Source organism: Legionella sp. PC1000, from assembly GCF_014109805.1.
Classification (GTDB): Bacteria; Pseudomonadota; Gammaproteobacteria; order Legionellales; family Legionellaceae; genus Legionella; species Legionella resiliens.
The window spans coordinates 2,880,356-2,896,461 of record NZ_CP059400.1 but is presented as its reverse complement, the minus strand read 5'-3'; the positions used below and the strand labels follow the sequence as shown (position 1 = coordinate 2,896,461).

Below are 16,106 nucleotides of genomic sequence, written 5' to 3'. Positions count from 1 at the left end.
GGATAAAGGACGCCCAAGGGAATCTCGTTAATACCCTTATCCAATACTATGTACTATGATTAAGATATTAAGAAGATTTTTGACTCGTGCTTAACTTTTTAATAAAGATGTGAAACACATATATAATTCATATGAAGCCTATGCAGAATTAATTAAATTAATCGTTAAACCGAGTTAGTTTTATGAAAAAGGAATTTTCATATGGTCAAGAAAGCAGATAAGCCCATTGTCATTATTACGGGGTCTAGTGGCAAAATAGGAACTGCGCTTGCATGTGCATTACGAAATTCTTATAAAATTGTAGGTTTTGACCAAGATAAAGATGCTTGTGAGATTCCCTGTGATATTACATCAGATATCTCTTTAGCTTTATCTTTTCGGTTATTTAAAGAAAAATATGGAAATAAAATTGCCGCTGTGATTCATCTTGCAGCCTATTTTGATTTTACGGGTGAAGAGTCTTCTTTGTACCAGGCTGTAAATGTAAATGGTACAAAAAATTTACTTCTGGCATTACAAGATTTTGAGGTAGAACGATTTATCTATGCTAGTACCATGCTCGTACATGAACCTTGTATTTTAGGAGAGACCATTAATGAAAATGCTCCTCTCCTGCCGAAATGGTCCTATCCAAAATCCAAATTAGAAGCGGAAAAAGTAATTAAAAAATATCATGGAAAAATACCTTATCTGATTTTGCGCTTGGCAGGTTTATATGACGACGTGACCAGTGCCCCAACACTCGCTAACCAAATTGCTCGAACCTATGAACGGGATATTAAAAGCCATTTATACGCGGGAGATTTAAATGTGGGTCAGTCATTTATTCATCAGAAAGACTTGATAGAGCTTTTTAAAAAAGCTCTTTTTTATCGTAATGAATTACCGCAAAAGGAAATTATTTTAGCAGGAGAACCCAAAACGCTCAGCTATAGGAAATTGCAAAATCGTATAGCTCAATTAATTCATGGGGAACAATCTTCTCTCTACAAAGTACCCTATACTGTCGCTAAAGCAGGCGCTTGGCTTGAGCATCAGGCAGAACCATTGATACCTGATGATTTTGATCAGGGAGAAAAACCATTTATTCGTTCATTTATGATAGACCTTGCTTCAGATCATTATGCTTTAGATATTACTAAAGCAAAAAAACATCTTCATTGGGAACCCAAACATTCAATTGAAGAAACCCTTCCTAAAATTATCGACTCTTTGAAGGCTGATCCTGAAATTTGGTATAAAAAAAACAGAGTAATCCAACCAGACTGGATGGCTGCCATTAAGCATAATCCAGAGAAAATACGCTCCCTTTACGAAAGTAACTTCCGCAAACAACACCAGCAAAACCTATGGGCACATTTTTTAAATATGGGTTTTGGATTCTGGCTAATTACTTCGCCAGCATCCTTAGGATATACATCTTATCCTCTAATATTAAGTGATATTATTAGTGGTAGTGCCCTTATTTTCTTTGCATTTTTAAGCTTATCCTGGCGTTTATCATCAGCTCGATGGGTTTGTGCTTTAATTGGCCTGTGGTTAATATTTGCCCCTTTGGTTTTTTGGGCACCTACTGCTGCTGCGTATTTAAATGATACGCTTATTGGCACCCTAATTGTTGGTTTTTCTATAATAGTTCGGCCTGACTTAGGTGTAGCACCTAATGCTGCTTTAGAAGGGCCGATCATTCCTCCTGGATGGGATTTTTCGCCTTCAAGTTGGTTCCAGCGATTGCCGATAATAATTTTGGCTTATATTGGTTTTTTTATTTCACGATATATGACGGCTTATCAACTCGGTCATATTGATCATGTCTGGGAACCATTTTTTATGGGATATTTACCTGATGCAAAAAATGGAACCGAAGAAATTATTACGTCTTCTATATCTAAAGCATTTCCAGTCCCAGATGCAGGGCTAGGTGCAGCAGTTTATATTTTAGAAATTTTAACGGGTATTATTGGAGGCTCAAATCGTTGGCGTACGATGCCATGGCTGGTGCTTTTGTTTGGTATTATGATTGTACCATTAGGAATAGTCTCTATTTCCTTTATTGTCATCCAACCTATTCTTTTAAATACATGGTGTACCTTATGTCTAATCGCTGCAGTTGCCATGCTTATTCAAGTCCCCTATTCTTTTGATGAGTTAATTGCAACGAGTGCTTTTCTTTGGCGAAGATGGAAAGCGGGCAGGCCATTATTGAGAATTTTATTTGTTGGTGATCGAGATGATGAGACAGCTCAATCTAGGAAAGGAGTGGATGACTTTGAGCAATCGCCTAAAATAATTCTGCGAGAAATGTTGAGTGGTGGCATCACTTTACCTTGGAATTTAATAGGATGCATACTCATTGGTATCTGGTTAATGTTTACACGTATTACTTTGGAGACAACGGGTCCAATGGCTAATAGTGATCATCTCATTGGCTGTCTTATCATAACAATAACCATAACAGCATTAGCTGAAACAGTCCGTATTTTGCGCCTACTTAACTTATTTTTAGCTGTCGCTTTGTTTATTACACCATTTATTTATCATGCATCAGCATGGAGTATTTTTGCAAGTCTGGTTAGTGGCGTTCTTCTATTCTTCTTATCCATTCCGCGAGGAAAAATCCACTCTTCTTATGGAGCCTGGGATAAGATTATTTTTTGATCAAATAGTATTGTAGAAAATTAATTTCGCCCTAGTGTTAAGTTTTTTTAGCTTTTGGATTTGACTTTATTTTTTGCTTAGAGTCTTTATGTTTATTCACTTTATCACAAACATCTCCTGTCTGCGGATTGCTAGGCGTAATATCGCAAATATGTTCTATATCAGCGACCTCTGGGTGTTTTTTCTCTTCCTTATGTTTATTCATCAGTATTCCTTGAGGGGATAATCTATATATATATAGTAAAATTTTAACAATTAATCCAGATAAGAAAACATGTTTCCCAATGCCAGACTGAAATGTTCCTAAATGATACTGAATGATTTATAGTCCTTAATCGATTGCTCAAACTCCTCTAACTCTGTTTGATTAAATGAATTATTGACTGTTGTAAAAATTGCATCAACGTCTTTAATTGGATTTCTTTTAGCAGTTAAACCTTCATTTAAATGTCCATCGGCGGTAATGAGTTGTTGATGCATATAACGCAGATAATTACGGAAAGAATGTTGTTTGTAGCTGCTGTACTCTTCATTAATTATTAAATTGTCGATTGAGTCCACTAATGCTTCAGAGAGGGATTGGGTAAGTTCCTGGATTGTTGCTCTATCTATATGTTCACCTTTTTCGAGTGCTTGAGTAAGCGCTTTATTCATCATTGAGTGCGCACCACGCTCCCATGTACTCATCATCTTACGTGCATGTCTTTTGCCATTATCATTATGACTAAAAAAGAATGAATTATCGTATTGGCCAGCTTTTGTCTCATAAGCTTTTTGATAGTTTTTTCCTTGTTGGATAATCGCCTCAATATTATGTACCACACTTAATAATTTTTTTACTTGGGACGTTTGATCGTTTGTAATGTGCTTCATCAATAATCGAGAATTATGTGCATCTAATGTCGTGGCGTTCGCTACATCTGCGACAAGCTCCAATTTCCCATCTTTTTTCTGTACTTCATCAGTAAGAGATCGAATTTCCTCATCTTTTTGCAAAAGAGTTTTTCCATGCTCTTCATTACGTTGTTTCAAACTTAAATTTTCTTTTTTAGTGTCGCTTAATTCGACGCCTAATTCTTCAAGTTCACTCTTTAACGCAGTATATTCAAGGGTACTCACTGATGGGCGTGATAAGTAGTTTCTAATAATTTGAAAAAAACCGGCAGTTTGATGTTCTTCTTCGAGTATTCTGGTTTCAAAATTATTGCTCTCAATAAGCACAAAACCTTCTTCTTCAGCAACATCATGAGTTTGTAATTCAAGAGCCTGGATCATTTGCGCAACAACTGCGCGTCTACGTTGCAGGACATCAATCAGTTTATTTATTGTTTCATCCTGAGATTGCTGTGCTTGTAAAATCAGTTCATCGTACTCAGCCAAGATACTTTTTTGTTTTACTAAAATAAGCTCAGCCTGTCGATTCAATTCTTTTGCTTGTGCGCGTGAAATATCCGATTGAAAGGAGCTGCTTGCCATATCAAATTCGTCACCCAATAGAGTGTGTCCGCGTTTTACGACCTCATTGGCTTCTTTACTGAATTCTTTTAGTGCATCAAAGCAATCAAATGGAATACTCGCAAATGCTGCACTAATGTGTTGGGATGCGCTGATAAAATGAGTTCGTACTTTAACTAAGGGAAGTTTATCTAAATAACAAGGTTCCCATAAACTGCGGGCTGAGCTTGAAGATTTACTTCGTTGTCGATAAACCTTACCACAATCTGCTTCAAATTTTTCCAAACAAACATTTAATTCACTTTTGACATGATGAATGTCTTTCAAGTAAGGTTCGGATAATTTAATAAAATCATTAAAGTAGCTGATTTTGTTTGCGCCGGTGAACTGGTGAAGTTTTTTTAATTCATTTTGCAATACGTGTAATTTATCTCGCAACCTTAATAACTTAATCAAGTTTTCTCGTTGTTCGTGTTCAAATTGTTCCCATAAAAAATTACCCTCATTGGGCAATTGATAATCAAGTCCTTTATAAAGTGCGAGGTAGTTATCTTCTTGTAAAGAAGCTGCAGGTCGGCCAAATAGTTCTGCAACAAATGGGTCATGAATCACCCTTTGTTCTGTAAGAGTGAACGTCGTTTTATCTTCTTTTGTGAACAGCTCCTGCAAATGCGTCACATCAATTTGATTTTGCATGCTAAATAACGGCAGCATTTGGTCATCAATACCAACAAGCAATTCATTTAATTTTCGTGTTGTGTCCTCAATGTGTTGATAATAAGCATCAATTTTATTTTCTTGATCCAGGGCATCTTCGTATTGTGAAGCAGAAAATATACGATCAAGAGCAGACTTACAGGAAAGAAGTTTCTCATCTTGGCTGCTAGTACTTTGGATGTCTTTATGCTTTAGTAATTCAACAGTAAAAAGTTGAATTCGCTCTTTGTATTTGTTTTGTTCCTGAACGGGTTTTTCCAGGGCCTGGCGACAAAGGTGAGCCAATAAGATCATGGCGATAACTTTGCCATGCGAAATATCATTCAAATTGGCGCGACCAAAATAACGGTTTTGATTATCCGCAATGTATTGATAACACGTATTGTATACAAAGTTAAAATAATCACAGTTTCTTTTAATTTCTTTTGAGTGATTTTGTTCTTGTACTCTCCTGGCCATGCTTGATAAGGCGCCAGGTTGAGGATATTCCAATCCTTCAATCACTCCTTCTTTATAGGTTAAACCAAACGTATAGCCCCAGCCTTGATGCTCTACAGGGAGTTCAACGAGACTGGTGTGAGTGACATCCATGATTTTCGTACGCAAATCTTTATAAATTGTTAAAATTTCACGGATTAAGGGAGTTTCTCTGAATCGAATGGTTGGCATTATGAACACCTATAATTATAAAATTTTATGGCGGTAGTTTAAAAAAGTTTTATTAAGTTTTTATTAACCATCGTGCGTTTTTTCATCGTTACAAGCAGAAATTCAAGGATTTTCTTAATTCTTAAGATGAACGTTTATCTAAAAATTTTACACTCGGTTATAAATTAATTCATCTCTCATATCAAGTAAATAAATTTTAACCTATAGTATTAACAGAAGTATTTGAAGAGCGATGGATACAATGATGGGCATGTTCTCTAAAAACCTAATTTATTCTCAAGAAAAAAATTATCGACACAAGCCTGCACTTATATTTGAAAAAACATATACTTCCTATGAGGAGCTTGAGCATGCAGCAAATCGCTTTGCCAATTTTTTGTCTCAAAAAGACATTAAGGGTGAACGTATCGCGTTTATGCTTCCTAATAGCGTTGAAATCATTTCTATTTATCTAGGCTGTTTTAAGACGGGTTGTATTGCAATGCCCATAAATCGCCGTTATGCCCAACCTGAACTGGAAAGAGTGCTTCATGATGCAGAGCCTTATTATTTGATTATTGAAGAGGAAAAATTATTTTTATTGGAAGACCTTAATTTGGCCGCAACACGTATTAAAGAGGTGTTTGTTGTTGGCGGCAACAAGACGCCCAATAAATACTCATTGTTTCAAGAAATTATGAATGCATCGACTGAGTTTCAGGTATCCGCGCTTACCAATAATAACCCTGCGGTTATTTTTTATACTTCAGGCTCCACTGGGCAGCCCAAAGGGGTAGTTCATACGCTGAACTCAATAGAGGCAATATTAGACACAACTTCGGATGCTTTAGATACGATTACTGCGCAAGATAAAATAATCGTGTGCGAACCACAATGTCATATAAGCGGCTTTATGGAAACCTTTTCTACTTTATCGCGAGGCGGCACTGTTCTGGTCTATGATGGTTTTCAATTGGATAGTTATTTAGAGGGGTTAACGAAACACAGACCCACTTTGGCTGTCCCCCACATTGATACGCTGATGAAACTTTTGGATTCCGGCCGTTGTACCTCAGATACTTTTGCTTCACTACGTGGGGTGTATACCGGGGGGGATGTATTGCCTGACTCAGTTCAAAAGCGATTTATTGCCTGTGCCGGCAAGCCAATTCACGTTGGTTATGGGATGACCGAGGGTATTTGGATGGCAGTTTGCCGAGAGGAGAATCCTAAAAGTGGCTGTATTGGTAAACCTCTTCCCGGAGTACAACTGCGTTTGGTGGATAAATCAGGCAAAGAAGTAGCGCAAGGGGAAGATGGAGAAATCTTGGTAAGGGGAAATATACTCATGCTGAATTATTGGCATAATCCTGGCGAATCACAAAAAGCATTTATAGACGGTTGGTTTAAAACGGGTGATAGTGCAAAGCAAGATAGCCAAGGAATTTATTATTTTAGCGGTCGCATTAAAGATATAATCATTCGGAACACTTCAAATATAATGCCAGGTGAAGTTGAGGCTGCGATTTATCAACATCCCGCAATTGAAGCAGCGGGAGTAATAGGTATTCCTGATCCTCATGAAGGGGAGGTGCCCGTCGCATTTGTGGTACTAAAAAAGGGAAAGAAATTGACCGACGCAGAACTTAGCCAATATCTAACCCAATTTATAGCAAAATATAAAATCCCAGTAAAAATATATTTTATTGAAAAGATACCATTGACCCATAGCGGAAAAATAAACCATAAAAAACTTTATGATTTTCTACCGCAAGCACACAGTATGGGTAAGTAGTTAACGTACTCGGTGCTGATAATAAATTGGCATTAATGCAAATGCCGGATTATCTGTAGCGACTGGATAGCTGCTTTGATTCTGTGGTTTGCATCTCTTCCTCTTCACTATCTGATTTCTGATATTCATTTCTTCTTTGCATAAAAAGTTGTTGGCGTGCCTTTTTTTGTCTATTTAGCATTAAATCAATACGTTTTTGTTTTGCGCTTGCTAAAAAATTAAGCATACTCAGTTGTTTTATACTTATTTCGTCATACGCTTCTTGGCAAATTTTATTTTTATGCAGTGTCGTGCGCACATTTGAGCTGGAATACCATTTGCCATTGCAATGGGAATATTTTTTTTTATCCGCTGAAGGAGAAAAAAGGGTTCCGGCATAATAATCAATAAATGCATCGAATAAGACTAAATGTCTGTGAAATTTTTGTGCTATGGTTTGTTGGTTTCCTTTATTATTACAAAAATAAAGCTTTATTTTGCCAATCCTGTGATGTAGATAGACAAAATCATAGTTAAAGCGCTCTGCTATCTTATCGATACCCAGATGGGTAGATTGATTTGTAATAGCGCTTGCCAGATGAAAATGTTCCAATAAATTATCGATTCCATGAGCAAGTACATAGATGGTGAGGTGTTCATGTTCCATTAATTTATAATTAATTGCCTCACCATGTTGTACAATAAGTATCTTTTGATCATTAAGTATTTCTTTCCACTGCAGTGCATGGACCATTAGATCATTTTCTTCATGGAATGGGATATAAAGGATTATCATGTCATAATGGCCAGTAACGATTCGTGGTTTATTCTGAGTTCTTAAGGAATGATGATTGCAGCATTTTGATAATAAATTGTTCACACTGATGCAGTTGTTCAAGAGCAACGAATTCATTAGCACGATGAGCCTGCTCAATGCTGCCTGGACCACAAACAATTGTGGGTATTTTTGCTTGTTGAAATAAGCCTGCTTCAGTGGCATAAGCAACCTTTAATTTTTTTTCATTGTGACAAATTGATTGGGCAGCGCGAACGATTGGTTCTGAGAGGGGCGTATCCAATCCAGGTGCTTTAGCGAGGGCTTCCAAAATCACGTTCGTATTTAATTGCTCTTTACGTAGTGTAGGGAGTAGATCAGTATCTATGAAATCAACTATTTGTTGATGAAGATCCTCGGGATTATCAACCACTAAATTTCTAATTTCAAAAACAAATTCACACAAACTGGGAATCGTATTGTACGCATTGCCGCCCTGAATGAGATTGGTGGATACCGTAGTATAAGGCACATCATATGATTCATCCCGATTTCCTTGAGATTTAAACTGGTGAGCCATGTTACGAAGATAAGTAATAAATGATGCGGCATGCTCTATTGCATTACATCCTTGAGGCGTCAGTGATGAATGAGCGGCCACGCCGTGAATCTGACAACGATAGCATTGTATTCCCTTATGTCCAATTACAGGTTGCATGGAGGTTGGTTCACCCACAATACATGCCTTGGGTTTATAATTTAATTGCGTCATTTTTTCAATGAGACTCGGTGCGCCAAGGCAACCAATTTCTTCATCATATGAGAAAGCAAAATGCACTGGGAATTTGAGGTTAAGTGCTTTCAATTGGGGAATAAGGTTCATCACTACTGCAATGAAACCTTTCATGTCACATGCCCCTCTTCCATATATTTTTTTGTCTTTAATTGTTGCCTGAAATGGATCGCTAGCCCAAGTTTGCCCGTCAACAGGCACTACATCTGTATGACCCGACAAAATAAGTCCCCCCTCAAGTCGACCCTGATGATCGGGGATAGAGGCGAGTAAATTTGCTTTAAGCCCTTTGTTGTCATGGATTAAAATGGGATTAATCTGATAATCATTCAAAGCATTCGCCAAAGTTTCTATTAGAGATAAATTGGAATTACGCGAGGTAGTATCAAAGGCGATAAGTTTTGTCAGCCAATCCAGGGTATTCATTATAATATTCCTTTTAAATTAAGTGGCAGTGTGTCATGAATGCACGGCGCGATTAAAGGATTATAAACTTTCTCAATGTATAAAACACCAAACAGCACAAGCCTACCTGATTGTGACATTTTGCATGAATCATCTACAATCTGGAAAGGGGAATTTTTAATTATTGATTAATGTCATTGGATCTACATAAGGAAATGAACAATGAAAACGATGAAGGCAGTGCAAGTAAATAAGTCAGGAGAATGGGAGTCTATTGAAAAAGATATTGTGATGCCTACAGCAAAGCAAGTACGCATCAAAGTTGAAGCGTGCGGTGTCTGTCATTCGGATGTCTTCGTGAAAGAAAATTTGTGGCCTAATCTTCAATTCCCAAGAATCCCAGGACATGAGGTGGCAGGGGTAATTGATGAGGTTGGGACTAATATTACTCAATGGAAACCAGGTCAGCGTGTTGGAGTAGGCTGGGCAGGTGCTTTATGCGGCCAATGTCTTTCCTGCCGCCATGGTGATTTTATTCTATGTGAAAACCATCAAATCACAGGATTACATTATGATGGTGGATATGCCCAGTATATGATAGCTCCAGTTGAAGCGCTTGTTGCAATCCCTGATGAACTCTCTTTTGCTGATGCGGCGCCATTAATGTGTGCCGGTGTAACCACGTTTAATGCGCTACGCCATAGTGTTGCTCGTCCGGGGGATTTGGTTGCCATACAGGGCGTGGGGGGACTAGGGCATCTGGGAATTCAATTTGCTAATAAAATGGGTTTTAAAACAGTTGCTCTATCCTCAGGGGCTGACAAAGAAGAACTTGCCAAAAAGTTAGGGGCTCATATTTATTTAAATTCTGATGAGCATGATGTGGTTCTTGAATTGCAAAAATTAGGTGGTGCTCGAGCTATTTTGGCAACAGCACCAAGTGGTAAATCGATTGCTCCTTTAATTAATGGTCTTGGAAATAAAGGGGAGCTCCTGATTGTAGGAGCTTCTAATGATCCAATTGAAGTGATATCGACTCAGCTTATTGGCAACAGACGTTCGATTAGAGGATGGCCATCTGGAAGCGCAATCGACACCGAAGAAACATTGAAGTTTTGTGCTTTGGTCGGGATTCGTCCTATGATTCAAAAGTATCCACTTGCACAAGCGGAAAAAGCTTTTGAAGCGATGATGTCAAATAAAGTGCGATTTCGCTCAGTGATTATGATGAATGAAAAATAGATTATGGACACACTATTATTGTTCTATACTTACTCATGGCGACTCAAATCATTTCATGGAGTGAAATTATTATGAAAAAATTATTATTAATCATTTGTTCGCTTACACTGTTTAATGCAGTTTCCTTCGCAGAAAAAATAATAATTACCGGCCAGCCAATTATCTTGGAAAAACAAGGTAATATTTACTATGTGCCCAGTGATTATCAATCCACACAATCTTATTACTATGTAAGCGTAAATGGAAAACGTCAAGTGTGTTATATAGATAAGCAACCAGAATTATCTGCTTTAGATACATCAACACTTGAAGTTAATTACCATGGTTCATCGTTGACTTGGGTTTGTTATCCGTTCGATTCTAATTATTTTGTAATCCCATAAAAATAAGCTAAGACCTGTAGACAATTCTACTCGCTTGGTGAACAGGGTGTGATTTGTTGTGCTCTGTACTCGCATACTACATGTATGCTGGTTTCGGTGCGCTAAAATCACACCATTTTGGTCAATCTTGCAACGTGTCACCGATCCTAGGCGGGTATAACGCAGGATTTTGGATGTTGCCTCGGTGCTGCATACGGGCCGCATTTTTAGATTTTTAGCTAAAATTATTTTCTTCTTTTGAAGAGGATAAATTGAGACCATTGACTACTTCCTGTAGCATTTTTAAATGAATGGGTTTGGTCAACACTTTATTCATTTCAGAACGCAAAAGTTCATCTTCTACCTTACCCGAGGTATTGGTAGTTAGGCCAATGATTGGTATAGCATTTCTCTGCGTTTGTTTTTCTAGCTCGCGAATGCATTGAATGAGGTTCTTATCTTCACTGTTGGATATGCCTATATCTGTAATGATTAAGTCAAAATCATTTGTTTCCAGCAACTCTAAAGCATGTTCACCATCAATCGCTGAGTAAAACGGATAATTAGCTTGCTCTGCAACATTTTCAAGCATATGCAGGGAGATAATATTATCTTCTACAAGTAAAATTAGCGGTGAATTGGCTCCTGTTTTCTCTTGCTGTAATTTAGCTTCACTCGTCCCATAGAGAGAGGAATTGCTCTCATTGTATCCAATTTTCATGGTAAGGGTAAAATAAAAAGAGGAGCCTTTTCCAACTTCACTTTCTAGATTTATTTCTCCACCTAATAGGCTTAAGTATTTTTGGGCCACGTGAAGGCCGACCCCATAACCGCTATGCTGGCTTTTATAAGAAGGGATAGCGCGGAAGAAACGATCAAAAATCTTATTTTTCAATTCAGGAGGTATACCAATTCCTGTATCGATTACACTAAATCGAATTTGTGCATAACTGTTTTCGTGAGAAAGGGTTTCTACTTTAATTGTAACGACACCGGTGTCAGTGAATTTAATTGCATTTCCTACAAGATTTAACAAAACTCGATGTAATTTCGTACCATCAGTGATAAAACTATTTGGCGTTGTTTCATCAATTTCAATATTCAATTGAATTTTCTTCATTTCCAGGGTTGGTTGAACAAGATGTGCAATATCTTTAATGTTCTTGCGTAATTCGAATAACTCCTCATGTACATCACTTTCTCTGAGGTTATCTGCGGTAACGATCTCCATTACTCCGTTGAGCAAATCCAGTAATTGTTCACTACTTTCATGAATCCAGCGTGCATATTGTTTTCTTTCAGGATCTTCGGCTTTCTCTTCTAAAAGTCGCGACATCCCAACAATACCGCTTAATGGAGTATAAATATCATGGCTCATATTTTCTATGAATTCAGTTTTCGCCTGGTTAGCAACTTCCGCGTTTTCCTTGGCACGACGCAACGCGACTTCCATTTTTTTTCGCTCTGTGATATCAAGCGAAATACCTAAAACACCAATAATCTCATTTTTTTGATTGCGTAGAGGAACTTTTTGGGAATAATAAATGCCCATTCCATTAGTCATGACCGCATATTCTTCAGCCGTATGGGGTATGCCAGTTTCCATTACTAACGTATTGAGTTTATTTAACTCTTCTGCCTGATCTTTCCACGGCATGTCATAATTGGTCTTTCCAACGATATCTTTTCTTGATTTCAAACGTGCACTTTTAGCTTGTGCGTCGTTACAACCTAAAAATATATTATTCTTATCTAACCAATAAACATGTCCTGGCATTAAAGCAATTATATTTTCATAATAATCATGAACAGCTTGTAATTCATGATTAAATTTTAATCTTTCCTCTTCGAGAGAAAGCGTTAATTGATGAATTTCCGCATTTTTTTGATTAATAATGTCGTGTAATTCTTTTATCTTTTTAGAATCCATTTTTCACCGTATAAATAATCTTAATAAGCGAGATGATGCATTATTAAGTAGAAATATTCTTGTAACTTCTGTAGACAGTATAATAATGGACTTCCTTGAGAAGAGTATAGTACACCGTCAAATGAGCTGTCTCTTATAAATAATATGTGAGGATATTATAAACTATTTATGAAAAAAAATGGTTATTTTTTCTTCAAAATGAATTATACTATAGCTATTTTCGATTGGAAATTTAATGATTTTGATTTTAGTAATCTAAAAAACACTAATTTACGTACGTAATATCATAATTTTAGATAATTTTAAAGATGAATGAATCGATAGCGTACAGAAGTGATAAAATAAACGCGAAGGAAATATGTAGATGCCAAAAGTTAGAGGTCCCAAAGACGGTAAAATTGTTACCGCAAGTTTTGATCCAGCAAATAAAAAAGATAATAGTAAAAGTCGTTTCCCTTCTCTAAAGACTACAAAAGATTTAGTCCTTTTAAGTATTGTAGGAAATGAGTTTTGCGCTGGTGAGTATTTAGGAGCTATTGTGCAACAAGCTGTTGCAACTCATCAAACTCCTGTTGATTATTCTGGTCCTAAAGGTAAAACAACTTTTTTAATTGCTGATGAGATTTATTGGCATAATCTTAAGGATAAAACTCCAATTCCCGCCGAAGAAATGAGTCTTAAGAGGCGTGCTTTAGATGAAGGTGAAGCGTATTTTGAGAAAAATTTAGCTGCTTTCCTAGGTCCTTTAGGTATGAATATTGATGAGTTCAAAAGCAAGTTTCCTCATGCATCAACGGATGAAAAAATTTCTATTATCAATCAACTTGCTTTGGAACAAGGAAAGAATTTCGAGATCGTTCGTTGGAATACGTGGGTAACTCAGCGTGATTTTGATAAAACATTAAAAGAGATTTTACCTTATTATGACGAAGTTAATGGCCTTAGAGTGGCTATTGATAACTCAGTTACTGATTTTGTGAAGCGTCATGCGAAACAAGATGAGGATCGTGGAGTATGGATTGAACGTTCTCGAGGTTATCTCAAAGAAGAAAGTCCTTCTATTATGCTATTGGCAGCGCAGTTAGGTTATAATTTTGTTATTTATCCAGGTGCTATTTTGCCTCCTTTTGAAGCAACAAGAGAATATTTTATTGTTGATAACCACGTTGCTCGCATTGAGAGAGGTAAAAATATCGAAGACCCGTGTACTCATAATAAATTTTGTCTTCACACTGCGAATCCTTCTCGCTTAGTCAATTGGTTAGAAGTTAACTTTACTCGAAGCCATAAACCTGCAAAAACAGAAGAGGTTACAAAACAAGGAACTACAAAACAAGAAGTTGAAGCTCCAAAACAAGAAACTACAAAAGAAAGGGGTGTCATTACATTTTTCAGCCCAAGCAAAACCGTCATAGTTCCTTCTAGAAAAGTACCTGAAAACCAAAAGACAGAGATAATCTCTGTAGAGGATGATGGCGTAGTATTGCAGTTTGTGCCTAAAAAAGAGAGCATTATTTCCTCAATAGTTCAAGGAATTAGTCATGCTCTAGAGAATCAACCTTCTTCTCAGAAGGGTAGATTAGAAAAACGCTTACAAACAACTCCACTGACACAAATATTTGAAGGCATTACCCAAGGAGTTTTAGCTACAGATCTTCCTGCGCAAGATAAGATCGATTTTTTGGCTGAACTGGTTGAGACTTATGTTAAACGCATGGATCCGAAGGATACGCCCAGTAGAATGCCAATGATCTCATAAAATTTCTAAGCCCATATCAATGCGTTATATGGGCTTTTCTGCACTATCCTAAAATTGGATGTTAATGTGGGTGCAAACTATTCTAAAATTATTTCAACATCTCAGGATTAAAAGGTTGTCCATTCACAAAAATCTTTTGATTTTCTATCTTGAAAGTAAGGACATAATCACTACCTTCAATTTTTAAAAATCCTTTACTAACAAAATCTTGTAACATTTTGTCCGCTTGGGATGCAGCTTCATTATCCGGATTAGTGAGGATTTGTGCCGGACTTGTTGCGTTAGGCAATGTTCCTGGGGCATCTGGAGTGGCTTGAGTCTGGTTGGCAAGGTTATTCTTAAGTGATGCGGTCACAAGTGCTTTTACAGTTGTTATCGGCGCTTTAAAGTGACCTTCGCCATTCATCTTTTGCATCATCTGAGACAAGTCCCCTCCTTCGTTTTTTGGCAGTGACATTTTAAAATTGCCTGTAATTTTCCCCTCCGGTACATTCAAAGCCATTTCCGAAAGTTCTAATACTGCCCCTTTGGCAAGGAGTTTGGGTAGTTCCGTTACGAACGCAAGCGTAACTTGATTGGGGTCGCTATTATTTTGAATCATATTTGATTGTTGCTGATTGATTTTCGCTGCAACTTCTGGATCCAGATTTCTAAAACTCAAGTGAAAAGTGCCTGGTCCATAATTTTGATTATTAGTAAATAGCTTTTGTAATGACAGTTTAAAATCAATATTCATTACACCATCATGAACATTAGAACCGGCCGATAAGTCAAATCCTGCGAGTTCGAATGCCTTTTGACCACCGAGATTGACTGCAACAGAAGGAATATCAAAACGAGCGTGTCCAAGCCATAACCAGTCCTGATGCCGTTTAAATTTATAGTCATAGGCGATCTCACCAATATCGAAGACAAGATTATTCTTCGCATTGGATGGATTATTAGCAGCTCCCTTGACTCCCAATAATCTTAAATTACCATCTATATAATCAAGATTAGAAGAAACACAGAGCAAAGAAGATAAGCCCTGCCAATTTAACTTGAAGTCTCCTTCATTTTGTCCAATCGTACCCTCTATGGCGAAGGAGGGAAGCGTATATCTAAAAATGGTTTTATTCAGATAATTAATAAATGCTTCATAATGGGTTTCAGGTTGAGTTGTGACAAGACCTATTCCAAAACGAATCCCGTGATCTGTAGCTATAAAAGGTCCATGTTTGATATAAATAGGGATGTCTACATCAAAATCTGCTGGTGGTTCCGTTTTAGTGATCCCATTTTTATCTGTTATATTTTGTGCAGGGATATGCATCTTAAATCTTAAGTTCGCTTGTGAGGAAAACCAGCCGCGGTGGTATTTATCTAAATGGACACTAAATGAAGAGGTTTTAGGAATCGAATTTATATTTTTACTTAAGGTATTCTCAATTGAGAAACCAATAGCAAAGTAAGCAACAAGAATAAGCACTACCAAAGCTATGATGATACCGATCCATTTTTTCATGAATACTCACATTAAAATCCCTTTGTTTATATTATGTAGCCTAAAAATTTTATTTTGTAAATTAAATAGATACTTATCTTAACT

The 16,106-nt window shown here is 37.0% G+C and carries 11 protein-coding genes; 5 read left to right on the top strand and 6 right to left on the bottom strand.

What is annotated here, in order from left to right; all coding sequences use genetic code 11:
• Nucleotides 1–201: 201 nt before the first annotated feature.
• Nucleotides 202–2,658 carry a vitamin K epoxide reductase family protein gene (locus FOLKNPGA_RS12620; RefSeq protein ID WP_182350238.1) on the top strand — a complete coding sequence of 819 codons (2,457 nt, stop codon included), beginning with the start codon at nucleotides 202–204 and terminating at the stop codon, nucleotides 2,656–2,658.
• Nucleotides 2,659–2,695: 37 nt separating this feature from the next.
• Here FOLKNPGA_RS12620 and FOLKNPGA_RS12615 read toward each other — a convergent pair whose 3' ends face one another.
• Nucleotides 2,696–2,863 carry a hypothetical protein gene (locus FOLKNPGA_RS12615; protein WP_182350237.1) on the bottom strand — a complete coding sequence of 56 codons (168 nt, stop codon included), beginning with the start codon at nucleotides 2,861–2,863 and terminating at the stop codon, nucleotides 2,696–2,698.
• Between the two features lie 98 nt (nucleotides 2,864–2,961).
• The gene (locus tag FOLKNPGA_RS12610) at nucleotides 2,962–5,499 is read right to left on the bottom strand and encodes a hypothetical protein (RefSeq protein ID WP_182350236.1); all 2,538 of its coding nucleotides are present in this window, start codon (nucleotides 5,497–5,499) and stop codon (nucleotides 2,962–2,964) included.
• Between the two features lie 232 nt (nucleotides 5,500–5,731).
• Here FOLKNPGA_RS12610 and FOLKNPGA_RS12605 point away from each other — a divergent pair, with 232 nt between their 5' ends.
• Nucleotides 5,732–7,273, top strand: a complete 1,542-nt coding sequence (locus tag FOLKNPGA_RS12605) for a class I adenylate-forming enzyme family protein (protein WP_255465973.1) — start codon at nucleotides 5,732–5,734, stop codon at nucleotides 7,271–7,273.
• Between the two features lie 49 nt (nucleotides 7,274–7,322).
• Here the strand turns inward: FOLKNPGA_RS12605 and FOLKNPGA_RS12600 are convergent, their stop codons facing one another.
• Both FOLKNPGA_RS12600 and argE read right to left on the bottom strand, forming a co-directional pair.
• Nucleotides 7,323–8,006, bottom strand: a complete 684-nt coding sequence (locus tag FOLKNPGA_RS12600; protein ID WP_182350235.1) for a hypothetical protein — start codon at nucleotides 8,004–8,006, stop codon at nucleotides 7,323–7,325.
• Nucleotides 8,007–8,076: 70 nt separating this feature from the next.
• The gene (gene argE, locus FOLKNPGA_RS12595) at nucleotides 8,077–9,246 is read right to left on the bottom strand and encodes an acetylornithine deacetylase (protein ID WP_182350234.1); all 1,170 of its coding nucleotides are present in this window, start codon (nucleotides 9,244–9,246) and stop codon (nucleotides 8,077–8,079) included.
• A 201-nt stretch (nucleotides 9,247–9,447) separates the two neighbouring features.
• Here argE and FOLKNPGA_RS12590 point away from each other — a divergent pair, with 201 nt between their 5' ends.
• Both FOLKNPGA_RS12590 and FOLKNPGA_RS12585 read left to right on the top strand, forming a co-directional pair.
• Entirely contained in the window at nucleotides 9,448–10,467 is a 1,020-nt protein-coding gene (locus tag FOLKNPGA_RS12590) for an alcohol dehydrogenase (protein ID WP_182350233.1), read from the top strand.
• A 71-nt stretch (nucleotides 10,468–10,538) separates the two neighbouring features.
• On the top strand, nucleotides 10,539–10,850 hold the full coding sequence (locus FOLKNPGA_RS12585) for a hypothetical protein (RefSeq protein WP_232891218.1): 312 nt from the start codon (nucleotides 10,539–10,541) through the stop codon (nucleotides 10,848–10,850).
• Between the two features lie 214 nt (nucleotides 10,851–11,064).
• Here the strand turns inward: FOLKNPGA_RS12585 and FOLKNPGA_RS12580 are convergent, their stop codons facing one another.
• Nucleotides 11,065–12,759, bottom strand: a complete 1,695-nt coding sequence (locus FOLKNPGA_RS12580; protein WP_182350231.1) for an ATP-binding protein — start codon at nucleotides 12,757–12,759, stop codon at nucleotides 11,065–11,067.
• 364 nt (nucleotides 12,760–13,123) lie between these two features.
• Here FOLKNPGA_RS12580 and FOLKNPGA_RS12575 point away from each other — a divergent pair, with 364 nt between their 5' ends.
• Nucleotides 13,124–14,518 (top strand): hypothetical protein, encoded by a 1,395-nt coding sequence (locus FOLKNPGA_RS12575; RefSeq protein ID WP_182350230.1) that lies wholly within the window; start codon nucleotides 13,124–13,126, stop codon nucleotides 14,516–14,518.
• An 88-nt stretch (nucleotides 14,519–14,606) separates the two neighbouring features.
• Here FOLKNPGA_RS12575 and FOLKNPGA_RS12570 read toward each other — a convergent pair whose 3' ends face one another.
• Nucleotides 14,607–16,022, bottom strand: coding sequence for a YdgA family protein (locus FOLKNPGA_RS12570; RefSeq protein ID WP_182350229.1), 1,416 nt, complete (start codon nucleotides 16,020–16,022; stop codon nucleotides 14,607–14,609).
• Nucleotides 16,023–16,106 lie beyond the last annotated feature (84 nt).